This window comes from Peribacillus sp. FSL K6-5616, from assembly GCF_038008245.1.
In the GTDB taxonomy this organism is placed as follows: Bacteria; Bacillota; Bacilli; order Bacillales; family DSM-1321; genus Peribacillus; species Peribacillus frigoritolerans.
Genome location: NZ_JBBOYT010000001.1, coordinates 3,631,214 through 3,656,114, shown reverse-complemented (window position 1 = coordinate 3,656,114; position 24,901 = coordinate 3,631,214). Strand labels below are relative to the sequence as shown.

Sequence of the window (24,901 nt, the reverse complement as noted above, 5' to 3'; positions counted from 1 at the left end):
TCGTGAAATTGGAGCAAATACTCGTGAGTTAAGCCAACTTTACTCGAGTGGCTTATCTTCTAATCCGCCTGTGTTAAGGATATGTACCTTTACGTTTATATCATGTATTGAATCCTTATCTAAATAATCCTTCGGCTCGTTCATATGATTCTTTTGCCAGTATTTTGTTTCTTTGATATAAAGGGTGTTGCCTAAGTTTAAAGGGTCTGCGTTCTTTTGGAGCCCTGTTTTAAACGTTGTTTGGATTTCTTTTTTTATTTGGCTTTCGAATTTGCGTTTTATTTTCTCGATATCGATTTGGGTATCAAGCCCCAGTATTTTGCCGGATACGTTAATTTGAATATCGAATTTGTACTTTCCATCCTTGAGAACAGGTTTTACTTTATGATCCGGATGGGAGAAAGAGGCATAGATGTCTTGCTTATTCATGATGATGTTCACTGGAGTTTTGTTGGTCCTTTTAGTGAGCCAGCGGACACCGCTCAATTCTTTTTCAGAGAACCAGGGCTGGGACACTTTATAGTAAATGACAAATGCACCATCCATATAGAGACTTTTTCGATTTTTATCTTTTTCCTTCCAAACTTTATCGTTCCAGGAAATGGAGGGTAAAATGGTTGTAGATGCTTTTTCCCGCTGATTGGAATAATACCTTTGGACCGTAATGGGTTGGATGAATGATCTAATCCGGTATACATCATCCGGAAAATATAATGTCGTGTATAAAGGCGACAAATTAAAAAAGCCGTTAATGGAAAATAGCTCATCCATTGAACTTTTTGTGGCAAAAATATTGGCTGAGTATCTAAGCAATTGGTTTCTGTAAATATAATCCACTATTTCTGTGCTTTGCCGATTCAAAACATTTTCACTGATTACAAATGTGGATACATGCCCTATATAGAGAGACTGTTGAGTATTGCGCATTAGTTGATTAATGGCGATTGAAATGGACCGTCCTTTTTGTTTCCCTACATATACGGGAGGGGCTTGAGTCGGCTTCGATTCCGTTTTAGCTACCGCAGCGAAGTCTACAAGTTGCGTATAAACTATGTATTCCCCATCTTGGAAATCTATCCCGATGGCTGTTATATAATGAAAGTCCTGGATTGTTTTTTCATCCCAACAGCCTGAAAGTAATAGGATTAAATGTAGGGTCAACCAAATTTTACAGATGCGGAACATGCCTTACTGCCCCTTTCTCGTCTTATCATCAGCTGCCAAAGATCGTTTACTGATGGAATTCCATGGCCTCTTTATGAATGAATCCAGTATTTTTGTGATCCTTAGCGGGTTCATTCCTCCAATATATGGAAGACCGAATGAATCAAGCCTGGATAGTAATGTGACAATGGAAAGGAAACCGATTATCAAGCCATAGATTCCATAAATGCAGCTTAGTAACAGCACAAACATTCGCAGAACGGTAACGGCACCTGTTAAAGACTGGTTTACAAGTGTATAAGATGCAACTGAGGTTACGGCGGTGACCACAAGCATGGTTTGCGAGGTCAGTCCTGCCCTAATTGCAGCATCACCGACAATGAGACCTCCTACAACGGCAACTGTCTGCCCAACCGCTTTAGGTAACCTGACTCCGGATTCACGGAATAATTCAAATAAAATGAGCATGAGAATGAATTCCATCGTGGCAGATAAGGGAAGTCCCAGCCTTGAAAGGGTTATCGTGGCTAGTAACGGGAACGGCACCTGTTCAATATTGAAAGCGGAAATCGATATCCAAAACCCCGGCAATAAAACGGTAATGCCAAGCCCCATAAAGCGAAGAAGTCGCTCAAGGCTTACAAATAGAAAAGGAAGATTCGAATCTTCTGCGGTTTTTATTTGCAATAGTAAAGTAGAAGGGGCCACGATTATCGTTGGCATACCGTCCACGATTAGAATGAATCTTCCTTGATTGAGTGCTTCGACTACAAAATCGGGGCGACTCGTATAATGAGTGAGTGGAAATATACTAAATTTACTGTTAGTGATCAATTCCTCCAATTGTTGGCTGCTCACCAAAATATCAATATCAAGGGAGTTGATTTTCGATCTTACATTTTTAACAAGTTCTTTATCGATGATGTCATCCATGTACATTAGTGCGACTTTCGTTTGACTGCGCCTGCCAACGATAAAGTCTTCATAGGCAAGCGATTTGGTTTTTAGCCGCTTTCTGATTAAAGCTGTATTCATGGATAAATCTTCGACAAATCCATCTCTTGGCCCCCTTACCGAGACCTCGAAGGAGGACTCCTCAGGCTGCCGGTTCGGAACTTTGGACAAATTAATGGAAAATAAATCTTGTGTTAGCGGTATGAACAATAGAGCATTCCCGGAGAAAATCTGCTGTTGGACACTAATGAATTCACTATCAATGGTCACTTTCGTCAAATCCACCAATGGTTTTAGCTTGTTGATAACCTTTTCTGCATCTATTCTCTCATCCAATTGCATCATTTTATTTAACTTTTCTAAAATTCCTTCGTTCAGTAAACTGATATCAGCCATACCCGAGCAGTAAAAAATAAGGATTGGAATGGGCCTTTCGGTTTCTCCGATATAAATCTTGTCAAATAAGATATCTGAGCTTGAACTGAATAACTCTCGAAATGTCTCCTCCCTTAATTCAGGGAGGGTTGGCTCATTTTTGGATCGTTTCATTCTCATGTTTTTTACCCTCCTTAGAACTAATGAAAGTGCCGATAAACAAAAAGGCGGACAAAAGTATCAGGAAATAAAGAGCACCAGGGTAGTAAAAGGTTTGGGTTATATGCAAGAACTTGAAATTACTGTAGGGAACGATGGAGACGATCACCATAAGAAAGCCTACAGCGAAGAGAATTCCCAGCTTCATTTGGTTCGTTTTTTTATTAAAGACTTCAGTTATTAAGAATAAAGCCAGTGAAACACGAATATAGGCCCCAGCAAGCCATTGATAAATGGAAAAGAAATCTGTATGTTCGATATATTTTCCAATAGTCAGCAGCCGCCACTGTTCATAGGCAGGATACCTCATGGCTTCGGCTAAGGTCGGCCCGAATTCAGCGAGTGCAGCTGTTAATGGGCCGAGAAGTAGGAACACTAATCCGAGGCATATGAAAACCAATACTTTCCGACTGATCTTATCAGAAATATTTTCCTGAAAGAAAGCCAGTAAAATCAGTTCGGCAAGGCCATAACCAGTATATAGAAAGCTCTTAACACCATGAAAATAGCCATTCTCGAAAAGGGGAAGGAGGTGGCTGTAGTCTTTTGTCGGCATATTTCCGGTCGCGACGAAAATGCCAAGAATGATGACTATGGGCAATAATACAGAAGCGCAAATGGCAATGGAGCGCATACCTGAATGGGCAAGGAAGATACATAGCAGTGTAAACGGAATGATAATCGCTAAACTTGGGGTTTCAAAAAGAAAGCTTGTAGTGATCCAATCTATCGTTTCCTTTGTAGTCGCCAAAACAAGGCTGATCAGGTAGAGCACTATAAAGAATAAAGCGATATTTTTAATAGGTTTTCCAAATCTATTTTCAAGCCAATCCGTCAGGGATTGATTATTCATATTCTTGATTATCCTCGATAATATGTAGACCCAAATCGGGATCAACCCAATCGTAATGATAGAAAAAAACCAAGCATCCCTTCCGCCGGTGGATAGGAGGAAAGGGATCAAAATAACGTGATTAAGAAGGCCGATTGATAAAAAGAAGATGCTCAGGGTTTGTATCGAACTAATTTTCTTCAATATGATCCTATCCCCATTTCCATTGTTTAAAGATTGGATTGATGCAAAATGCCATTCATTTGTTTATGATTGCTAAATGAGGAAATAGTATACGCGCTAATGATATGGATTAAATTTCTGATATTTAGTGATGAGCAGTAGAGCAAAGCAAAGTATGCCGGAAAAAGGATTTGTCTTAATCGATAAAGAATATATATAGATGCTATTTTTATTGAACATCAAGGGGGAATGAAGATGGATTTAAGATACCCGGTCGGGAAGTTTCAGTTTGACGGGGAAATTACTAGTGGTGTAGCCGAAGGGTGGCTCAACGAGATTGAAGCCTTGCCTCAGATCCTGCGGGAAGCGGTAGGAAACATGGATGATGAACAGCTTGATACGGCTTATCGTCCTGGAGGATGGACGGTCCGCCAAGTGGTGCATCATGTTGCGGATAGTCATATGAATGCGTATATTCGCTTCAAATTGGCCCTTACGGAAGAAAATCCTGTCATTAAACCGTACGAGGAAGGGAAATGGGCAGAGCTGCCTGATTCTGATTTGCCGGTTGAAGTTTCTCTATCACTAATCGAAGCTGTACATATCCGCATGGGCAAACTTTTATCGGGGCTTCATGCAGACGACCTGAGCAGAACATTCATCCATCCTGATTCAGGAGAGGTGACAGTCGGTGAAAATATAGGAATTTATGCATGGCACGGACGCCATCATCTGGCTCACATTACTACTTTATCAAAGCGCCAGGGATGGTGAATATGACTGAGAAAGGTGTGATTACTGTGAACGCCGATGTGAAAATCGAACAAAAAACATCAATCGAAGACCATCTTAATGAACTGTCTGACCTTTTGGTGCAAGTGGTGGATGATGGTGCGTCCATCGGTTTTTTACCACCCATGGAACGGTCTGAGGCGATTGATTATTGGAGTAATGCAATGAATCCTGATGTGATTTTATTAGTCGCTAAGTTACAGGGTAAGATTGTCGGGAGTGTACAGTTACATTTATGTTCAAAGCAAAATGGCGGCCATCGAGCGGAAATCGCAAAATTAATGACGCATACTGGTTATAGAAGAAATGGCATAGGACGTTCACTCATGCTAGAGGCTGAGAAGAAGGCCAAACAGGAAAGGCGGACATTATTGGTCCTGGATACGAGGGAAGGAGATCCTTCAAATCTCCTGTATACCTCATTGGGATATATTCAGGCAGGCAGGATTCCTGAATATGCGAAATCTGCAAATGGTGAATTCCAACCGACCATTTTTTATTATAAAAATAATCTCAGGTAACGAATTGAATGGGGGGAATCCAAGTGCAAGCTTCAATCGAAAAAGATGGTAATGGGATTATCGCAAGATTCGATCGCCTGCTCAATCATTCGGTTGAAAAGGTATGGGGTGCTTTAACGGAGAATGATAAGTTGGAAAAGTGGATGTCCAACCTGGAAATGAAGGACCTCCGAAAAGATGGGACGATAAAATTCAATTTCAATGATGGGTCAGGGAAATCTTTTGATATGAAGATCAGGGACTTCCGGGAATCTGCCGTTTTAGATTTTGAATGGGGGGACGGCTGGGTTCGTTTCGAGGTATCCCCTGAAAAGGATGGATGCTCATTGGTATTGAAAGAATCCATTACGCCAGTTAATGATCATACATCAAAAGATTTGGCAGGCTGGCATATTTGCCTAGGTATGTTTAGTGATTTACTTGATGGACACCATCAGGACTTCCCAATGGATGAATGGGAAAAATGGCATAAGGAATATACGGCTGCCGTCAAACGAATGGATGGATAATGAATGTGTGACAGGCAGCAGGATACATAAGGAAGCGGAACAATGAATTTCGGCCAAAGCCGAAGTGATGCTTCTGCCATGAAGGAAGTTTTTTATTGATATTCCGGTTGGCTCCATGTTAAGATGACTTTAACTTTTAAGAAATGGAGGTTTTCCTTGTGACATATATCAGACTGCGTTTCCAATCTTTGAACCGTTAATTGAATACGTTCAAGAGCTCTGCCGTCCGCAGGGTAAATGGGAATGGTCTGTCTATTTTTAAGGAAACCTTCATTTTACGCATTTAAGAAAAAAGAGACCCAATCTCTTTTTTTTGTGTCCAGCTGTAGCCGGGGCAACCTTTGTGATCATAGGTTTTCACGATTCCAGTTGAATTTAAAATGGAAGAATTATAAGGGGAAATTATATTACTTATCCAAGGGTCATTTTGGATAGATGTAAGATTCTTCATTGTATTGACCAAACCGAAGGCCAGTGGGAGATTGATTTTTTATCGTGAAAATAGTCATCCTCTCAGGTTTCTTTAGATAGGTTCTGATCCATTTACTCTAAACACAGGCAAATAGCCTGTGTTTTTTTTAGGGCATTAAGAACAAATATTGAAAATAGAATGAGGTGTTTAAGAGATGAAATCATTAAATGAACAAGTAAAGGACAATTGGAAAAAGAATATCACTCTTTTTCTAGGCAGTCAGACGATATCCCTCTTTGGCTCGTCCTTGGTCCAGTATGCCATCATGTGGTATATCACATTGAATACACAGTCGGGTGTCATGATGACGATATCCATCGTTTGTGGTTTTGTGCCCACCTTCATACTCTCCCCAATCGCGGGGGTATGGGCAGACCGCTATAATCGGAAGATACTGATCATTCTTTCGGATTCTTTGATTGCCATTTCAACGCTCGTATTGGCCATCTTGTTTTTAATCGGCTACGATGAGCTTTGGCTGCTTTTCGTCATGTCCGCTGTCCGCGCAATCGGAACTGGGATCCAGACTCCTGCAGTCGGGGCCATTCTCCCGCAACTTGTGCCAGAGGATAAGCTTACGAAGGTGAACGGGACAAATGGAAGCATTCAAGCGCTAGTGATGCTCGTTTCCCCCATGGTGAGCGGCGCGCTGCTTACGATGGCTTCAATCGAAACCATTTTCTTCATTGATGTGATTACAGCAGCAATTGCCATCTTCACATTGCTGGCCTTTTTGAAAATTCCAGCACATTCGAAGGCATTACAAAAGCAAACAACCAGCTATTTCACCGATTTGCAAGAAGGCTTCAGTTATATCAGGAATCACGACTTTCTTAAGAAGTTCTTTATGTTTTTCGCATTTTTCTTCGTGCTTGCCGCACCAGTTGCATTCCTAACACCGCTTCAAGTCACACGCTCTTTCGGGAATGATGTTTGGCGGTTGACTGCGATAGAAATCACCTTTGCCATCGGTATGATGCTAGGCGGGATTTTCATGGCTTCCTGGGGAGGCTTTAAAAACAAGATCCATACGATGACACTTGCAAGCCTTATAATTGGTGCCTGTACTTTCGCTCTTGGAATCATCCCCGTTTTCTGGATTTACTTGATCATCATGGGGGTAGTGGGATTGGCGATGCCCATTTTTAATACGCCGTCCATGGTCTTGTTACAGGAGAAAATCGAGGGTGATCTTCTTGGGAGGGTATTTGGTGTTTTAGGAATGATCTCGACTTCCATGATGCCCCTGGGAATGCTTGTATTCGGACCGATATCCGACATCATTAAAATAGAATGGCTCCTTATAGGAACTGGTATATTGCTGTTCATTCAAGGTTTTTTCCTGCTGGGCAGCAAAGTGTTGATCGAAGCCGGAAAACCTATCTCCAAAGATGCCTCCGAGTAATGGGGCACGGAACGACATGTCAGGCTGAAGGATTTTCAGCATGCCGGATATTTATTCTTGTAGAAAGATGATACCATGAAAGTCATCATTTGATTGGGGAAGGAGGAAAAGATGGGTTTTTTGGGGAAATTATTTAATTGGATGGTAGTTATCGGAATGATTCTTCTTATAGGACGATTGATTACGATGGCGTTCTTGTTTCTGGAAATTCCATTTACGACCTTTTTCAAGGATTACAGTCTCATTTCGATCATCATTTTAATAATAGGTGCAATTGGTCAGCAATTCACCAAGCCGGGTAAAAAGTAAATGAGTTATCACCTTTCCTTTTCATGAAAAGAATCAGCTTCGAATTCACTAGACCGAGATATTCTAATGTCGGTCTAGTTTTTTATTTAAGCTATGTTAAATAATTCTGACTGTGGAACAACATCGCTATCGGCAATGAATTGTCGTCGGACAATACACTTTGCACCGATGCTTGGAGGGCATTTTCACCTAGGCAAGAAATAAAGGATTGGAACACTACTGTTTTAAATCAGACGGTGCAGAACGTGTAAGAGGGATTTATCATATCCAAAATGTTAATAATTATCACATTCTATTAAAAGGTTGGATACAACGACTTAATGGAGTAGCAACAAAATACCTACCCCATTATTTGAGTTGGTTTCATTTCTTGGATATGATTAAACATCGAAGTGATAACATTTCAATAAGTAGTATGATAGTAGAAAGTTGTCTTTTCAAGACAGATTTACTTATAAAGAGTTAAAGATTATCAACCTTAATAAATGAATACATTGGAACTAAGGGGGCGGAAAATTGAATATAGAAGTTGGCTATTTCCCGAAGAGATATTATGACTCAAATCCTGATGCTGGAGGTTTTTTTCCGTTTGCAATAGAAGGCACTACACCATATGTTTTCTTAATGGATGGCTTTTATCTACCAGAATGTGATGAAAATTTCCTGCCATTGTGGATGAGGAATATGAAAGCATTTCCACTTTATTTTTGTGCTGAGGTTTCTTCTTATTGGAAAGATGAGTTTGAACATAATTGCAAGGAATTCAATATCAGTTATAGATACTTAACTAACCGATACGTTGTTACTGAAATCCAGAATGAAAAGCAGTTTAAGGAGATTTTCCCTTTCTATATTACTCTTGGTAGTGGGAATGATTTAGTTTTATGGTCCACAAACAAAGATGTATTTAGTGTAGAACAAAGAGAATGGAAAGGAAATTGGGAAGGGAAAATTGCGGGAACAGTAGTGGTTAAAGTAGAAGTCGATGCAAGTATTTTTTGGATTGGCTATGATGGAGATAACATTGCGGTTATCTCAGGTCAATCGAATTTCGCAACATATAAAAAAATAATCAAGACTTTTCCCGATTTTGTAGTTCCAAAGCTATGTAAGTACGAGTAATTTTAAAAATTAAAATGATTATGAGACCCCTGATAAGAGAAGGTCTCATTTATTTGACTAAAAAATAACAATATTATTTAACATAACCTTTATTTAAAAAAATGTTTCAGTTGATTTCAGAAATCCGCTCCCTTTCCGCCGACAGTCTGCCAAGCCTCCTCGACGCAAGCGTCTGCGGTGTCTCGTCTAGCCAGTTATTCGGCAGGAGTGTCGCAAATTTCTTCAATCGATTAAGGATATAGGAAAAAAACATGAAGAATAATCTAGTCTTAAGAATATTGGGGATGAGACTAGCCTACAGTTTTTTCTTAATAAATGTTCCAGTTGATTTCAGAAATCGCTCCCTTTCCGCCGACTGCCTGCCAAGCCTTCACAGCATGCACTAGTGGGGTCCCGGCCCTTGGAAAGCGAGTGTCTGGAGGCAACGCTCACATTTTACAATGGGCTTTGTTTTTCGGGTCACGAATGCATTATTTATTCCCATCATTTTCACTGACATGCATTTCTTGTTTAATTTCATTCATCCTGTTTTTTCCCCATTCATACATCATTTCAACGATCGGCAGCAAGGTCATTCCAAGTTCAGTCATGGAATATTCGACTTTTGGAGGGATCTCGGGATATACCTCCCGATGGACGATGCCGTCTTCCATTAGTTCACGTAACTGATTCGTTAAGATTTTATGGGATATTTTCGGGAAAAGCCGTTGTAGTTCACTGAATCTGTGTGGGCCTTCTACACCTAAATGCCATAGAATGACGATTTTCCATTTGCCGCTGAATATGGATAAAGTAAGTTCTTTTTCGCAATTATAATAGCCGTTTAAGATCTTTTCTTTGATTTCATCTCTTAATGTTTCTGACATGGACATTAGCTCCTTTTTTATTTTACCAGTAACCTTAAGGTAACCTCCGCACATAAAAGTGCATTCTTCACAGCGCCGATTACGAGCGTTACAATTTGAGTGTCATCAGACAATTCAATTCAGGAGGCAATATATATGAGTAAAAAAGCATTACTAATTATACCACCAGAACGTTTTAATGAAGATGAATTATTTCAGCCGAAGGAAGTATTGGAAAATGCAGGGGTGGCAGTGACGATAGCCAGTACGAAAACAGGAGAAATAACTGGTGACTATCAAGGCAAGGCTTTGGCAGAGGTGATCTTTTCTGAAGTTTCAGCAAGTGATTATGATGCAATCGCAGTAATTGGGGGATCAGGTACGAATGATCATCTATGGGGCAACCAAGAACTGCAAAGTTTTTTGAAACAAGCGCATGAACAAAAAGTTCTTGTAACGGGAATTTGTGCAGGTTCTGTCACTGTAGCGAAAACAGGTTTACTTTCTGGACGTAAAGCTGCTTGTTACCCAGTTGATGTTCAAATTGACGAATTGAAAGCCAATTCCGCTGAATATGTAAAACAGCATGTCGTTGCGCATGGTGACATCATAACGGGTGATGGTCCGGATGGCGCAAAAGAATTCGGAGAAAGCTTAGCCGCAGCATTACGCTAAATCGCGTGTTATTGCTGACTTAATATCCCCTATGTGAAACCCTTGGATTCTATACAATCCAAGGGTTTTTTTTTTGAAAATGGAATGCGAACTTTAGACCTATTAATTTATCCGTTATTGGTGATTGACAAGGGATTGATAGGTATACAGTATGTTTATGTGGAAAAATAAAGTAAGTGACCGTAATTTAGGAAGGATCCATTTTGAGCATAGATTGAATCTTTGTTTTCACACATAAGGGCATTTGCAGGCCAAATAAAAGGGGGAAACGATTGATGAGAAGTTCATCGATTGACAAGAAAGAAAAAGTAAAGAGAAGGATATCGCTCCGGATAAAATGGTTACTATTTATATGTACATCCGTTTTTCTCGCGATAGTCGTATCCGTTTCGATAATGGGGGTAAAGGTGACTTCCATTTTTAAAGAAGATAGTACGTCCATCAACGAAAGCTCGGCCCAAAATGCAGCGGCACAAATCGATTTGAGCATGGCCACGTATGAAAATTCGTTAGAGCAATTATCACAGCTGGTTTCCAATCAGATCAAGAATGGTGATTCAATCAAGGATATTCAAAAAACGTTAGAGGCTTTTCAAAAGAACAATGAGGATTTAATTTCCGTTTATTATATGGATGGATCGGATGGTTCCTTGTATGCTTCTCCCCAAATGGATTTCAATCAGGATGCCAGGGAGACAAAGACTTATACGCAGCTGACCGAAAGACCAGAAACGAAATGGATGGATGTGTATAAAGATGGAGGTTCGGGAATGATCATGACTTCCGTTGTCACGCCCGTTTCATCGGACGGGAAAATGGCAGGGGCCCTGGGTTATGATATCGACCTTGCGGCAATCGGGAAAATGAGGTCAACCATCGAAAAAGATTCCACTAGCAATCTGGTGATATTGGATTCACAAGGGTTTATCGTGAGTTCATTCATGAAGGATATGGACGGGAAGAATATGAATCCTGACAAAAGCGGCATGGAAGAAGGTGTGGAGGATTTCATTACGGACACTGATCGATTCAGTTCAGAGTTCAAGTGGGTGGCCGACATGTATAATGGGGGCGGAAAAGCGAACCAACCCTTGACGTTGGATGGTGAAGATTACACAGGTGAATGGAGTACGGTCCCTGAAGTGAACTGGAAGGTGTTGGCGCTCACACCAGACAACATCCAGCATGAGCTTAAGACTTGTGGAAAAATCAAAAACCATTTCAGATGTCACGAATGCCATTTCGAAAATATCGGAACAAACCAATTTATTATCTTTGAATGCATCTATAGAAGCTGCAAGGGCAGGTGAGTCCGGCAAAGGTTTTGCTGTCGTGGCGAATGAAGTAAGGAGCTTGGCTGATGATTCAAAAGAAGCTACAAAAAATATTCAAGCAATCATCCAAAGCATTCTGTCAGATACAGAGGAATTGCTGAAAACGACAAATGAAACGAATCAAATCAGCAAGGATCAGAAAAATGCCGTGAACACGGTAAGTGAAGCCATGAAAGAGCTGGAAGATTCAGTCGGGAAAATATCCAATTCGATTCAGGAAGAAACACAATCCATTGAAAGCATCAATCGACAAAAAGAAACGGTTATTAAAGTGATAGAAGAAATCACCGCCGTATCACAGCAAACGACAGCTTCATCAGAAGAAATTGCATCATCCATGGAGGAACAAGCTGCTTCTTCCAATGAACTTGCTCAATATACACAGCAGCTTACACAGTTAATAAATGATTTGGAGCAGACGCTAGGGGAATTCCAGATAGAGAAGTAGGGATAACAAGTGTTGCAAAAAGGGAGGCCATTACAGTGGTTTCCTCTTTTGTTGGATTGCCATTTCATCATTATGAAAGGTGAATCGCTGGGACATCTCTCTATGGTGGACAAAATCAATAGAAGTACAATTTAGAGGATCGGGTCAAGTATCCATGCTTTTTTTACAAAGGGGAATAATATATAGGAATCGGACAAGTCGGCACGGATATTAGAAGCTTCACAAATTTATATGCGATAGATTCATAGTAACGAGAGGGGAATGCCATTTAGCTTTCCCCTTATTTACTTCTGCTAGATGATGGGTGTACCAATGGGTTTGGGTTCCTGATCAATAATCCATCGCCTTCGTAATCAATTTCCGTTTGTTCTCATGCAAAACCTCAAATACATTTCCCTTCCAAAACTATGCTGCATATCTTCCATTTTTATCAAAGTGTGTAAACAAAATCCTCTAGGAATTCTTCGATTTCCAACTTTTCTCGATGAGGTATAGGAATAATGATTTGCTTTTATGGTGTTTTATTGAATCCGACTGTTGGTTCTTTGTGAAAAATAGGCTAAAGGTTTCGTTATTTTTACCGATAATATTATTGTTGTGAGCATTAAGGTGCATCTGATTGAGTGGATGATAGGATAGAAGATTCGTATGATGGGATTTACATGAACATCGTAAATATATAAATATTTCAGCATATAAAGGAAGGTTAAAATGTTTAATGGAAAAATAAGCTGTATGATACTGACGACATTGGTATTCATGGTTAGTTTCACTTTTTTACCTGGTTTAAAGGCCGAGGCTGCAGATCCTGTGCATACTGTAATCTCTGGCGAAACGGTGGAATCGATTGCCAAGACACATGATATATCGGCTGAACAATTGATGAAGACGAATGGTTTACCGGATGATAAGTTATTTGCGGGCCAAAAGTTGACAATCATTCAAACGGCGTATACTCCTTCCATCTATCAATGGTCGGAGAGAGGAAAAAAAATTGCGAAATATGCGAGATCTTTCATAGGGTTTAAAAAGACAGCTGGAGAGGAGACGCCTGAAAAAGGATTCGATTCGAGCGGATTGATTCATTGGGTGCTTTCCCGGCAAAATGTGCCGGTTGACCGTTTGACAGTAGATGGTTTTTATAAGCAAGGGATGGATACAGCCACTCCGAAAACTGGGGATATAATATTCTTTCTGGAAAAAGACAGCTTAAAAGTGGTGACTGCGGGTATTTATGTCGGCAATAACCAATTTGTCAATTCTGGATATGGTGCGGAAACGGTTCAGGTGAGATCCACTACAGAAGATTACTTTGCAAAATACCAAGTGGCGTACAAAACATATACGCCTAAAGGAGAGCATATCGTCCAAACGGGAGAAACACTTAAAAGTATATCCGAGAATTACAGTATTTCCTTGAGTACGATCAAAAGTCGTAACGCTTTAAATACCGATGAGTTGATGCAAGGGCAGTATCTTCAACTATACAGCAACCCGTTATATCCGTTTTACGTAAACCAGGAGGCTGCATATGATAAGGCATATGATGTCATCAAGTATGCATACACTTTACGCGGATTCACCTATGCTTTCGGGGGAGAAGATCCAATGACCGGAATGGATTGCAGCGGCTTCATTTATTGGGTCATGAAAGAGCAGGGCCTTTCGGTAAAACGAGGTTCCGCAGAGGAATACTTTTCATTGGTACCCAAAATTTATAATCCAAAGGCAGGGGATTTAGTATTTTTTAGCGACACAGGAACAAGGCTAGGTGTGACGCATGTAGGTATTTATCTGGGTGACGGACGTTTTCTCCATACAACGGAAAACGCAGGCGTTCATATTTCCAACCTTTCGTCAGGTTATTTTGCCGAGAAATTCGAAAGCTTCGGTCAAGTTGAAAGCCTCATGGACTAAGAAGGTCATTCAACCTGTTTATATTCATGAGTCGCTTTTTCAATGGCAGTAACGAACCGTTTAAGAAGATTACAGTGATTGACCCTGTTTTTACTGGTAAAGTCATCACCTTTGAAAAAGCTTTTTCTGAGCTTTGTGGAAAGTTCCAATTGCACCCCTGCACCAGTTTTGGATGTGTTGGTGATGTTGTTTCCATTCATGCCAGAAAGGTGCTGCGGTGCATGATCAGTTTGAAATCCAGCTTTGTTGAGGCATTGCTGGATAAGGTTCTTATATGGTTCGTTCTTTCCGCCAATGTAAACCAGCGCATGATGTACGTCGTAGTGGCCATGGATCGAAAGGGTGGTCTGAGCATTCGCTGCCATCGAAACGCCGCTCGGTTCATTGAATAAGCGGGATGTTATATGGAGGACCTGGTTGCCCCTTGGTTTTAGGCCTTCGAATAGGTAGGTGCTTGCACAAAGTCTCTCTCCAAGTGCGGCCGCAACTTCGCTCGTACCTGGTTCGATATTCCCGCCATGGATGGCTAGAACTGCAATATCAGGATTCCTGTGATGAACGATGATGCGGTAATCAAGGTATTCTTGTTCATTTTCCTGCAGTTCAAAAAAATCGGTATAGCTATTTTCAATCATGGTAATCCTCCGTATCTGTAGTGTATCTAATCTTCCATACCCGTTGACGGCAAAAATAAAAAAAGCGGGGATGCCCCAGCTTTTTTTATTTTTCGACTGTTGTATATTGTTCTATTTTCTTTTGCTCGTCGGGTGTTAACGTTTCTGTCCGTTTAAACGTATTCATTGTTACAAGCAGGGCTGCTACAAGAAGGACAGGTATTACCCAGCTTGTTATTTTTTTTACGATATTCATATTCAAAATCCCCTTATACAACGCTAAAATTCATATGATATTTAGAAAAGGAGGGGCTGGATTGCCTGTTTAATGCTGAGCTTTCCAGCTTCCGTTTCTTCTTTTATCTCCAGCTCCGGATATTTGTCCATTTTTCTCGTTTTTAACGAGTCCTTGAACCCCGCCATAATACATGGGGGAAATCTTCTGAATGACTTCATATCCTGAATCTTCCAAGTCGGATATGGTTTCATCCGAAAGCCTGGATTCTGTATAAATCTTCTTTCCATCAAAGACGAACCGATTACGATCGACGATATCCTGTAATGAGCCTTCATTTTCTGTATAAGAATAAAGAACCTGCATCAATACTTGCGGAATCCTATCACCGCCTGGTGAGCCGATCCCGATCGATTCGCGCCCAGGTTTCTTGAGAATGGTCGGAGCGGTGAAAGTTCTTGACCGTTTATATGCCTCTTGAGAGTTCAAGCCGGACCTGAAATTTTTCAATTGATCGTTAAGGAAAAATCCATTTGTATAATCCCCAGATCCGAAAAAGTTACTGAGCGTATTTGTTGTGGAAACGACAGTGCCATTTTTGTCCATTATCACAAAGTGTGTCGTACTTTCATGTTCTTCGGAACCATTCGATTCTTTATCTTCCCATTTTTCACTTTTTATCTTATTTTTAAGATTATCCAAGTGAATGGGGGAGAGCAATTTTTCCGCCTTGGAGTGACTTATTCCATCTCCAACATGGACGGTCCGATCTTGATAAGCAGTATCCGTGATGCCCCCCAAGACTTTCATATAAGCTGATTTGCTTGAAGAATCACCTAGGTTCATTTCCTCGGCTAGCTTTAACATTTCAAGAACGGTAATTCCTGAAAAGGGCGGAGGGGCGGTAAAAACATCATAACCGGCAAATGTTCCTTGGACCGGTTTCCGTTCTTTCACCTCATAGCGCTTTAAATCCATCAAGTCGATATCTGATTCCCTTTTAATATCCCGCGCAATTTCCCCTTTATAAAAACCATCAGGTCCTTCCTGCTGGATCTCCTTCAATGTTTCAGCAAGTCTTTCCTGGACGAGGGTTTTGCCTGGTTCAATGGCATCACCATCAGGATAAAAAAGTGAAGTCGCATCGGAGGATATCCTTGGCTGAGCCGCTTCTAAGCGTGATGATAACGATTCGTCGACTTCAAATCCGTCTTCAGCCAAATCTATCGCCGGCTGAAGAAGATCTGCCATTGGTACGCTCCCATACTTATCACTGATGACCTGCATGCCGGCCACTAAGCCAGGAATCCCTGCATCGTGTCTTGAACTTGGGTCTTCTGGGGAGGATTCACGATAATCGATAAATTCGGGTTCGCCGGATTCCGGGGCAATAAGCATACCTCCGCCGCCGCCCACGCCAGATCCATAAGGTTCGACTACACCTAATACATACGATACCGCAATGGCGGCATCAGCCGCCGTTCCGCCGTTTTCCAAAATATCCATACCGACATCTATTGCGAGTGGATTTGAAGAACTGACCCCATATGATTGTTCCGTTTTACTCTTTATCGGATCATTCGTGTCAGAAATAGGGGGTGTCTTCGAACATCCAGCAATATATATGAGCAAGCTTAGGGATATGAGCACTTTTCCGGTCATACGGTTAATCATCGGTTTTTCCCCCTTTTCGTTGAGCTTCTAAGTTGTGTGTCTTCATTCTTCAAAATAGTAGTGATAAAGCGTTCCTTACTGAATGGGTTGCATTTCCGGTTGTTTAGCTTGTACGGCCTTTTTCTCTTGTGCTGCTTTTTTCTCTAGTGCAGCTTTCTTTTCCATTGCTGCCTTTTCCTCTTGTTCACGCTGTCCCTTATGATCGATTACCTTCTTGTGATCCAAGGTAATCTCGATGCGATCCTCTTTTTTAGACCACTGGACTTTTTCACTCGTTTCCTTCGTCAACTGTCGGTAAACACGTGATTTGTCAATGGAAGAGGTAGCTGGCCTTGGTGTTGCTTCTTCAATTTGCAGCGGTACGACATCGATTGTAGCTTTTCCGTCTTCCGCTAAATGGTATTGAACCATGGCTGAATCCTTTGTGCGTGTCCAGCCTTGATCGAATATGAAATTTCCTAGACTATAGAAAATGATTCCATCTTTATAAACATCAAACGATTGAAGCACGTGGGGGTGATGCCCGATGATGATGTCAGCGCCCGCATCGATGATAGCTTTAGCCAAGTCTTTTTGCCGATCGGTTGTTGAGGTTGAATACTCTTGTCCCCAGTGCATATTCACCACAACCAAGTCTGCATTGCCTTGCTTGGCATTCCTTGCTTTGCCGATCATTTCAAATAATAAATCAGGATTGGAGTTCAATAGTCCGGCTTTATCATTTTTTGATACGGCATCCTTACCGTAAACATCTGTGAAGCCAAGTGTTGCAACACGTACGCCATTAACATCCGCATAGTCGATGCTGTTTTTTGCTTCCGCAGTGTTCGATCCAACACCGACATAGTGCATATCCTCACTTTTGAATTCATCAATCGTGTCAAGGAGTCCTTGTTCTTCATAGTCCATCATATGGTTATTTGCCAATGACACCACAGAGAAGCCAGCATCTTTAATGGCTTCCACACCACTAGTATTGGAGTTTAACCGGATTGGAGTATCTGCTTCCTTGTAGTTAGATACCTCTTCTTTTAAAGCGGTATGTTCATAATTCCCACTGACATAATCCGAATTGGCAAAATAGGGTTTCATATACCGGAAGAGGTATTCATACCCGTGCTTTTCCGTCACTTCTTCAACATAACGTCCCATCATCACATCACCGACCATTGTCATCGTCAATGGTTGATCGGATTTTGTTGCGACTGTTTTCACTTCCTCAGCCCGTCCCATCCAAGTGGTAATGACTAAAGCGATTAGTAATATAGGTAGTATGATTCCAGTGTATTTAAGATTCTTTTTCTTCGTGCGTTTAATAAAGATAAGTGTTTTTTCTTTTGCATTTAAAGTCCGTTTCATTTTTTGCACCTCAGAATAGGTAATACACGTTCATTAAACCGAAAGTTAAGCCGGATAATAAAAGCGTGCTGCCAAGTGTCAATGGCATTCCTTGTCTTTGTATGGTATTCGCTATCAATCCAGGTACGATTATACCGATTCCCCGAAACTCGAATATTTCAAAGGGCATGACGGGGTAGACTAAGTCCAATAGGAGTTTCAAGCAAATCCCGGTCACCATCATGGCGGCGAATTTTCTTCTTCCATATAAAATCACCCATCTTGAAAGGCCGTGGGTGACGATTAAATAAGTTACGACACTAATGATCAAAATGGTGAGCATGATTTCCCATTGATCAAATACTAATGCCAAATAACCTGGCACGATAAGTCCTGCGGGTACGACACCCGTCTTTTCTGAAAATATAAGGCTAAGCGTTACTCCCAGTACTAGGGCTACGTATAAATCCGATCCAAACATTAAGGTTCCTCCTACTTAACTTGCTTTTTGCTTTGTTTTAGATTTCATGAATGCTTCAATTAATGGTTCCGCTGCACCGTGAATATTCCCGACACCGTAGACGATGCGATTTTTCATCAATGGGCGGAGACGGGCCACGATTTCTTCAGTTGACCAGTTTTCTAAATCCCAATATTCTTTAGTATCCAATTTACCTTGCTCGAATACCCTTGTAATCGGTGATGTGGTTTCGCCAATGGCAATGACGATTTCAGATTTTATGTAAGGCAATACATCTCTTGCAAACTGCTCGGTACGGTCCACACGATCGGCACGGCAATTCATGATGACGATAGGAGGTTCTGTGCTGTATCCGAACGTATTGACACGTTCCCATATGTTCAGCGTCGATGACGCGTCATTTGCAGCAAAGCCATTGACAAAGAAAGTTGGCTGGATGGGATCTCCGAATTTGGTGATCCGCATGGCACCTGGATCGGGATGCGCATTCAACATGCCGCGAAAAGCCGTTTTTTCATCAATGCCCAATGCCTCAGCAACGGCCAAGGCCAGTGATGCATTATCAGGAAATACCATATAGTCGAATTCACGCAGGAACTCTTCCGATATTCTGGAGTTGTCTGCAACGATTACTTTTGTGTTGCGTTCTTTGGCAATTTGCTTGAAAAAGTCCAAATATTCACTTTCGATGGTTATTAAGTGACCATTATGGGGAATGGTAGCAGTGAAGGCTTCAGCAACCTCATCCAATGTCGGTCCCATGACATCCATATGGTCTTCCAATACATTCACGATGACCCCAATGTTTGCCTGGATCATTTTGTTTTGAAAGATTAGTTGATAGTCAGGCTGTACGGCCATGCACTCACAAACCAGTGCTTCCGTGCCTAAGTCGGCCACTTCTTTAACTACACGCCGTTGTTCTCCTATGTTGGGTCCTTCCGGGCGTCGTACAATCGGTTTTTCCTTGTCGGTAAACCAATAGATCATTCTTGCTGATGTTCCGGTTGTTTTACCTACTGTTTTGTATTTAGCTTCCTGGATCACACCTGTAATTAGACGCGTTACAGTCGATTTCCCTCGAATCCCATTCACATTCACACGTACCGGGATGGAGTCGAGACGCTTCTGATGGCGTTTTTGTTCAAAAATGCCATAGCCAAGCAAAAAGATCGCACAAATAAATATTGGTGCCATTTTTTAACCTCTCTTTTTTTCAAATATTTGAATTACTGAATACACACTACATGATTTTAAACTTAATAGGCAAGAGTCAATTATTCTATCGTAATATAGTTATCGTCAGTTTTTTCAAATATATGTATATTAGAGTGTAATAGTATCTAATGGGATAAATTGTTTTATGAGTACAAAGATATGGCTGAAAATTGAGGGAATCGAGGTTTTATTTACACTAAATTATGGAAAGTTTAATAAAAACCTATTTTGGTCAGAAGTAAAATAGGTTTATGAGTATTTGAACCTAATTCATAATGGCTATATTTGAATAATAATTAATTTTTAAATGTGAGGTTTATTACAGTTTGTTAATTGTTTATACCCATTGTTTGACATAAACGTTACAATTTTTATGCATTTGTCATTCAATGTGAAATATTGCATCTAACGACTCAAATAGTTGAACTCTTTTGAATATGGATAAAGATGAGTAAAAGAACACATCTCTTTTTTTTGATATTTTTCGGATTTTCCTTGGTAATACCCAGGGGTCTATAATTGAACTTTTACCTAAAACATGAAATAAACTAAAGTTAACCCATTTCTTTTAAAAAATACCTAGTTTCTTCTATAAATATAGTGTTTATAGAAGAATGAAAAATAAAAAAGCCCAGAAGCATATCTGAGCTTTCGGCTTATATATTGTAAATGAATGTAATGGTCACGGATCTCCGTTAATCATGGAGATTTAACTTTTGTGGGTCTTGAGTTACAGCTTGGGTAGCTGATAATGGAAGGAATCAGGTTAACTGGATTTCTTTCTGTCAGAAATCTCAAGGTTGGAGCCCTTTTTACCGCCATCAATCACATAAAGTCTAGGAGCTAATCTCCTTCTTTTTCCTTGATTGTCAGGATTCTTCTTCATATAATTTTCGTATTCTTTGCGAAAGAATTCTTCGGTTTCCCGTTCCAGTGCTTTTCTTTCTTTAAAATCTGCGATGAATTTGAAAAAACGTTTCATATGAATTCCTCCTTATGGGGTTAAAAGGTCTTAGTTTAATAGTAACATATCGTTGGTGTAGTTTAACCTTTTTTTACAAATTTGGAGTGGAAAATATGTTTTTGTGTGAATAAAGATGTGAATGGTTTGATTCGAGAGAAAGCATGCAATCGATAATTACTGAGCATATGGGCCCGTGCATGGTGTTGAAGGAAAGGACAGGATTTGCAGGTATTGGAAGTAATCATTATTTCAGTTAAAATATTCCTTTAATTATATTCATTATACACTAAATATTCTGAAAACAAAGGAAAATATTCACTTCCAGCCGCTTTTGATAGATTTGCTTTTTTAATGGTTCATTATTGTGTATAGTTATATATTCCCCGAATATACGAAAATGAAACAACCCTTATAATAGGAGAAAAAAAGCAAGTTCCCGCATTCAAGCAGCGGGAACTTGCTAGTGTCATAATTGGAATTTCTTAACCTGTGCAGTCAGCAATTCTGCCGAAGATGCAAGTTCACTGGCATGATTCGTGATTTCATCCATCGAAGAGCTGGATTGCTGAGCGGAGGCGGAGACTTGTTCGATTCCTGCCGCGGACTCTTCAGAAACGGCAGCGATATCTTCGATAGCCTGATTGATTTTTTTGCTATTTGTGGAGATATAGTTCAATTCTTCGGTAATATGCTGTATTTTCATTTCCATATTCCCGACAGAGTGATTGATTGTTTCAAAGGTTCGGCCTGTGAGTGTGATCTGTTTCGTGCCTTCATCCACTTGAGTATAACCATCTTCCAGGGAGTGGACGACTGTTTTTGAACCCGTTTGAATGGCGGAGACAATATTGGTGATATCCCCAACGGAGTGTGTGACCTCTTCAGCGAGTTTCCGCACTTCATCGGCGACGACGGCAAAGCCCTTGCCATGTTCACCAGCACGAGCGGCCTCTATGGCTGCATTCAGCGCCAATAGATTGGTTTGATTGGATATATCTTTGATGACCTGCACAAGCTGCGAGATGTGCTGTGATTGAGAATCGAGCCCTTTCACTTGCTCTACGGCATTTTTGACAATCCCATCAATACTTTGCATCTGTTGGACTGAACTGCGCATTAAAGCGGTGCCGTCCTTGGTCAAGGAAAGGATTTCGGTTGAACTTCTAGCCACATCCGCTCCTTCCAGGTGGGCCAACTCGATCCTGCCGGTGAAATCATCCATCATGCGAACCATTTCAGCTGCCCGGCTGGCTTGTGACTCCGAACCTTCCGAAAGTTCATACATCGTAGACGCTATTTGCTTGCTGCCCTGCTGCACTTCATTTGCTGATTGAGTCAGATCCTCGCTTTGGTTGGTAACGGATTGCGAAACAACGAGCATTTTTTCGATCGTATCACGAAGGTTTTTCTGCATTTGGTTGGCGGAGACCGTTAATTCGCCCAGTTCATCATATGACTTTTGCTCCAGGGGCTCATGATTCAGCTCTCCGTCAGCAACCATTTTCATCCTGTCCCTAATTTTAAGGAGGGGGGTGGTAATGAGGTTGGCAGTAACAAGCGCCAGCACAAGGCCGATAAGGACTGCTGCAATGGATATGATGATACTTGTCGTCTTGACCGATTTCCCGCTTTCGATGACGGTTTTACCTGAAGCGACAAACAATTCCTCGCGTTTAGAAGCAAGCTCCTTGAAACCCTCCATTACTTCATTGCTGATTGGCGCCACTTCATTTTTGAGTATCTCTTTAGCGCGTTCTTCATTTCCTTTTTCATACTGGATAAATACCCGTTCTACAATCATCGTCCTCCAATCCACGCTTTTCTCGATCAATTCCTTTGTTTTATCAGAATCGCTTAAGGCTAGGAGTTCCTCCTGGATGACCTGGCTTTCTTCGGTATATTGTAAGAACCTTTCTTTATAACTCTCGTCGCCATATAGAATATAGGCCCGGACGAATGCGGTTCTTTGTGCTAGATTATATAGGAGCTTTTCGTCTTGGATAAGAAGCGGAAGTTCCCTTTCGATGATATCCTGGGAGTATGCCAGTGACTTGTTGCTGCTATAAATGTTGAATGCTCCTAAGATGACACATAAAGATATGATGAGTGAAAATGCCACCAATACCTTTGCTTTAATGCTTTTCAAATTATTGGACCCCTTTATCGATATTTTATTCACTCTTTTTTATCGGATTTTTAATGTGATTTTTAAGTAATGAAAAGTTAACCAAATTTTCCATCAGGTCTAATGTTCACTTTATATAAACATCTTGATTTCTTATCATTTTCAAGTTACTATTGACTTGGAAAAATATAATATTCCGCGTTAAGGCGGAAGAGGTTCTAGCTACCCTCTCAAAAAAACTAAGGAGAAACAGTGCTCTATTCTTAGGGTGCTGTTTTTTTCCGTAAAAAGGAGTTTTATAGAAATGAAGAAGAAAGAAAAGGCAGTGGTTGTGTTTAGCGGAGGGCAGGACAGTACGACGTGCCTGTTTTGGGCATTGGAGAGATTTGAGGAAGTGGAAGCGGTGACGTTCGATTATAATCAGCGGCATAGCTTGGAAATCGAATGCGCTCAAAACATTGCCAAGGAATTGGGCGTGAACCACCATATCCTTGACATGTCGCTGCTGAACCAACTGGCACCGAATGCATTGACAAGAAGTGATATCGCAGTGGCGGACGGAGAAGAAGGGGAGCTGCCGTCGACGTTCGTGCCAGGGAGGAATTTGCTGTTCCTTTCGTTTGCCGGAGTGCTGGCGAGCCAGATTGGCGCTAAACATATTGTCACAGGAGTCTGTGAAACGGATTTCAGCGGATATCCTGACTGCCGCGATGTATTCATTAAATCGTTGAATGTGACCTTGAACTTATCGATGGACCAGTCATTCGTGATTGATACGCCGCTAATGTGGCTTAATAAAGAGGAAACATGGGAGCTTGCTGACCAGCTTGGCGCGTTCGACTTTGTCCGCGAAAAGACCCTGACTTGCTATAACGGAATCATCTCCGATGGCTGTGGAGATTGTCCGGCATGTAATCTGCGGAAAAAAGGACTGGATGACTATGTAAGCAGACGGAAGGTGCTTTCATGATGTACGGTTTTAAGATAGTGGATAAACTCCAAAAAATAGATGAAGATATTCAGCGCAGCCAATTGAAGTATACAAACAAGAGGGTTCTCGTGAGTAAGGAATTCACCTTTGACGCGGCGCACCATCTGCATGACTATGAAGGGAAATGCAAGAACCTGCATGGCCACACGTATAAAGTCATTTTCGGATTGAGCGGGTATACGGATTCACGCGGGTTGATGATAGATTTTGGTGACATCAAGGATATATGGAAAAATGAAATCGAAATCCACCTGGATCATCGTTATTTGAATGAAACCCTGCCGCTCATGAATACAACAGCTGAAAATATGGTTGTCTGGATCTATGAAAAAATGGCCGAAGCCCTTTCATTAAAAGAATATGAGGGTGCTAGAGTCGAATTTGTTCGACTGTACGAAACGCCGACAAGCTATGCCGAAGCCAGACGGGAGTGGATGGAAAGTGAGTAAACTCCCGGTTATGGAAATCTTCGGGCCGACCATCCAAGGAGAGGGAATGGTCATTGGTCAAAAAACCATGTTCGTTCGGACGGCCGGCTGCGATTATTCATGTTCCTGGTGTGATTCCGCATTTACTTGGGATGGCACAGGTAAGGAAGATACCGTTCAGATGACTGCCGATGAAATATGGGATGAGCTGAAGCGAATTGGGGGTTCCGGTTTTTCCTTCGTGACGATATCTGGGGGAAACCCGGCCCTGCTGAAAAACCTAAACGGCTTGATAGCGATCTTACATGAAAATAAAATGAAAATTGGTATCGAAACACAAGGGAGCCGATGGCAGGATTGGTTTCTCGATATTGATGAACTGACTATCTCACCTAAGCCGCCGAGCTCTGGAATGAACACGGACTTTACGGTTCTTGACCAAATCATCTCGAATCTTGCCAATCGAAATCCTGAAAACCATGTTTCTTTGAAGATCGTCGTCTTTAACGAGGAAGATTATCAATATGCCAAACATGTACATGGGCGTTACCCGGATATTCCTTTTTATCTGCAGGTCGGCAATGACGACAGCAGGACGGCGGATGATCATCAATTGATCAGCGGCCTATTGAAGAAGTACGAAGAGTTAATTGATAAAGTGATAGCGGATGATGAATTGAATGATGTGAAAGTCCTGCCACAGCTGCATACCTATATATGGGGTAACAAGCGGGGCGTGTAAAGTAAAGGCAGTGTG

25 protein-coding genes, 1 pseudogene and 1 riboswitch are annotated in these 24,901 nt (G+C 41.2%); of the genes and pseudogenes, 14 read left to right on the top strand and 12 right to left on the bottom strand.

What is annotated here, in order from left to right:
• Positions 1–39: 39 nt before the first annotated feature.
• The 3 genes from MHB45_RS17565 to MHB45_RS17555 are packed head-to-tail and all read right to left on the bottom strand — an operon-like array spanning position 40 to position 3,748.
• Positions 40–1,185 (bottom strand): Ger(x)C family spore germination protein, encoded by a 1,146-nt coding sequence (locus MHB45_RS17565; RefSeq protein WP_202186335.1) that lies wholly within the window; start codon positions 1,183–1,185, stop codon positions 40–42.
• Between the two features lie 3 nt (positions 1,186–1,188).
• Positions 1,189–2,673, bottom strand: coding sequence for a spore germination protein (locus MHB45_RS17560; RefSeq protein WP_053087434.1), 1,485 nt, complete (start codon positions 2,671–2,673; stop codon positions 1,189–1,191).
• Positions 2,648–3,748 (bottom strand): GerAB/ArcD/ProY family transporter, encoded by a 1,101-nt coding sequence (locus MHB45_RS17555; protein WP_161922252.1) that lies wholly within the window; start codon positions 3,746–3,748, stop codon positions 2,648–2,650. Before MHB45_RS17555 ends, MHB45_RS17560 begins: the two co-directional genes overlap by 26 nt.
• Positions 3,749–3,982: 234 nt before the next feature.
• Between MHB45_RS17555 and MHB45_RS17550 the strand changes: the two genes are divergently transcribed.
• From MHB45_RS17550 to MHB45_RS17520, 7 genes and pseudogenes are all read left to right on the top strand, one after another.
• Complete coding sequence (locus MHB45_RS17550) at positions 3,983–4,501, top strand: YfiT family bacillithiol transferase (RefSeq protein WP_081088691.1); 519 nt, start codon at positions 3,983–3,985, stop codon at positions 4,499–4,501.
• 2 nt (positions 4,502–4,503) lie between these two features.
• On the top strand, positions 4,504–5,040 hold the full coding sequence (locus MHB45_RS17545) for a GNAT family N-acetyltransferase (RefSeq protein ID WP_207117716.1): 537 nt from the start codon (positions 4,504–4,506) through the stop codon (positions 5,038–5,040).
• 23 nt (positions 5,041–5,063) lie between these two features.
• Positions 5,064–5,549: an SRPBCC family protein gene (locus MHB45_RS17540; protein WP_048686940.1), complete on the top strand. Its 486-nt coding sequence runs from the start codon at positions 5,064–5,066 to the stop codon at positions 5,547–5,549.
• A gap of 626 nt (positions 5,550–6,175) precedes the next feature.
• Complete coding sequence (locus MHB45_RS17535; RefSeq protein WP_202186334.1) at positions 6,176–7,426, top strand: MFS transporter; 1,251 nt, start codon at positions 6,176–6,178, stop codon at positions 7,424–7,426.
• 111 nt (positions 7,427–7,537) lie between these two features.
• Complete coding sequence (locus MHB45_RS17530; RefSeq protein WP_048686936.1) at positions 7,538–7,735, top strand: hypothetical protein; 198 nt, start codon at positions 7,538–7,540, stop codon at positions 7,733–7,735.
• 125 nt (positions 7,736–7,860) lie between these two features.
• Positions 7,861–8,224 (top strand): annotated as a pseudogene (locus tag MHB45_RS17525) (IS1595 family transposase); the annotation flags it as partial.
• 27 nt (positions 8,225–8,251) lie between these two features.
• On the top strand, positions 8,252–8,857 hold the full coding sequence (locus MHB45_RS17520) for a hypothetical protein (RefSeq protein ID WP_048883190.1): 606 nt from the start codon (positions 8,252–8,254) through the stop codon (positions 8,855–8,857).
• Between the two features lie 470 nt (positions 8,858–9,327).
• Here MHB45_RS17520 and MHB45_RS17515 read toward each other — a convergent pair whose 3' ends face one another.
• On the bottom strand, positions 9,328–9,723 hold the full coding sequence (locus MHB45_RS17515; RefSeq protein WP_048687547.1) for a winged helix-turn-helix transcriptional regulator: 396 nt from the start codon (positions 9,721–9,723) through the stop codon (positions 9,328–9,330).
• A 135-nt stretch (positions 9,724–9,858) separates the two neighbouring features.
• Here MHB45_RS17515 and MHB45_RS17510 point away from each other — a divergent pair, with 135 nt between their 5' ends.
• The 4 genes from MHB45_RS17510 to MHB45_RS17495 all read left to right on the top strand — a co-directional run bounded on the left by MHB45_RS17510 (position 9,859) and on the right by MHB45_RS17495 (position 14,076).
• The gene (locus MHB45_RS17510) at positions 9,859–10,377 is read left to right on the top strand and encodes a DJ-1/PfpI family protein (RefSeq protein WP_048687548.1); all 519 of its coding nucleotides are present in this window, start codon (positions 9,859–9,861) and stop codon (positions 10,375–10,377) included.
• A gap of 275 nt (positions 10,378–10,652) precedes the next feature.
• Positions 10,653–11,687 (top strand): cache domain-containing protein, encoded by a 1,035-nt coding sequence (locus tag MHB45_RS17505; protein ID WP_048687549.1) that lies wholly within the window; start codon positions 10,653–10,655, stop codon positions 11,685–11,687.
• Entirely contained in the window at positions 11,578–12,159 is a 582-nt protein-coding gene (locus MHB45_RS17500; RefSeq protein WP_072273417.1) for a methyl-accepting chemotaxis protein, read from the top strand. Before MHB45_RS17505 ends, MHB45_RS17500 begins: the two co-directional genes overlap by 110 nt.
• A 711-nt stretch (positions 12,160–12,870) precedes the next feature.
• Positions 12,871–14,076, top strand: a complete 1,206-nt coding sequence (locus MHB45_RS17495; protein WP_340908021.1) for a C40 family peptidase — start codon at positions 12,871–12,873, stop codon at positions 14,074–14,076.
• Between the two features lie 5 nt (positions 14,077–14,081).
• Here the strand turns inward: MHB45_RS17495 and MHB45_RS17490 are convergent, their stop codons facing one another.
• The 8 genes from MHB45_RS17490 to MHB45_RS17455 form a co-directional block, all read right to left on the bottom strand.
• Entirely contained in the window at positions 14,082–14,711 is a 630-nt protein-coding gene (locus MHB45_RS17490) for a poly-gamma-glutamate hydrolase family protein (protein ID WP_048687552.1), read from the bottom strand.
• A gap of 85 nt (positions 14,712–14,796) precedes the next feature.
• On the bottom strand, positions 14,797–14,946 hold the full coding sequence (locus tag MHB45_RS17485; RefSeq protein ID WP_153246158.1) for a CapE family protein: 150 nt from the start codon (positions 14,944–14,946) through the stop codon (positions 14,797–14,799).
• 69 nt (positions 14,947–15,015) lie between these two features.
• Positions 15,016–16,599 carry a gamma-glutamyltransferase family protein gene (locus tag MHB45_RS17480; RefSeq protein ID WP_048687553.1) on the bottom strand — a complete coding sequence of 528 codons (1,584 nt, stop codon included), beginning with the start codon at positions 16,597–16,599 and terminating at the stop codon, positions 15,016–15,018.
• 75 nt (positions 16,600–16,674) lie between these two features.
• Complete coding sequence (locus MHB45_RS17475; RefSeq protein ID WP_048687554.1) at positions 16,675–17,958, bottom strand: CapA family protein; 1,284 nt, start codon at positions 17,956–17,958, stop codon at positions 16,675–16,677.
• A 10-nt stretch (positions 17,959–17,968) separates the two neighbouring features.
• Positions 17,969–18,418, bottom strand: coding sequence for a poly-gamma-glutamate biosynthesis protein PgsC (pgsC, locus tag MHB45_RS17470; protein WP_048687555.1), 450 nt, complete (start codon positions 18,416–18,418; stop codon positions 17,969–17,971).
• Positions 18,419–18,433: 15 nt separating this feature from the next.
• Entirely contained in the window at positions 18,434–19,615 is a 1,182-nt protein-coding gene (gene pgsB, locus MHB45_RS17465) for a poly-gamma-glutamate synthase PgsB (protein ID WP_048687556.1), read from the bottom strand.
• A gap of 787 nt (positions 19,616–20,402) precedes the next feature.
• Positions 20,403–20,618 carry a hypothetical protein gene (locus tag MHB45_RS17460; protein WP_048687557.1) on the bottom strand — a complete coding sequence of 72 codons (216 nt, stop codon included), beginning with the start codon at positions 20,616–20,618 and terminating at the stop codon, positions 20,403–20,405.
• Between the two features lie 448 nt (positions 20,619–21,066).
• Positions 21,067–22,746 carry a methyl-accepting chemotaxis protein gene (locus MHB45_RS17455; protein WP_202187266.1) on the bottom strand — a complete coding sequence of 560 codons (1,680 nt, stop codon included), beginning with the start codon at positions 22,744–22,746 and terminating at the stop codon, positions 21,067–21,069.
• Between the two features lie 185 nt (positions 22,747–22,931).
• A riboswitch (PreQ1 riboswitch) is annotated at positions 22,932–22,974 on the top strand.
• A gap of 55 nt (positions 22,975–23,029) precedes the next feature.
• Between MHB45_RS17455 and queC the strand changes: the two genes are divergently transcribed.
• Genes queC through queE form a run of 3 tightly spaced genes read left to right on the top strand, consistent with a single transcriptional unit; the run spans position 23,030 to position 24,886 of the window.
• On the top strand, positions 23,030–23,695 hold the full coding sequence (gene queC, locus MHB45_RS17450) for a 7-cyano-7-deazaguanine synthase QueC (RefSeq protein WP_034309401.1): 666 nt from the start codon (positions 23,030–23,032) through the stop codon (positions 23,693–23,695).
• Entirely contained in the window at positions 23,695–24,165 is a 471-nt protein-coding gene (gene queD, locus MHB45_RS17445) for a 6-carboxytetrahydropterin synthase QueD (protein ID WP_034309398.1), read from the top strand. The genes queC and queD overlap by 1 nt, the downstream gene beginning before the upstream one ends.
• Positions 24,158–24,886 (top strand): 7-carboxy-7-deazaguanine synthase QueE, encoded by a 729-nt coding sequence (queE, locus tag MHB45_RS17440; protein ID WP_202187267.1) that lies wholly within the window; start codon positions 24,158–24,160, stop codon positions 24,884–24,886. The genes queD and queE overlap by 8 nt, the downstream gene beginning before the upstream one ends.
• The last annotated feature ends 15 nt before the right edge of the window (positions 24,887–24,901 follow it).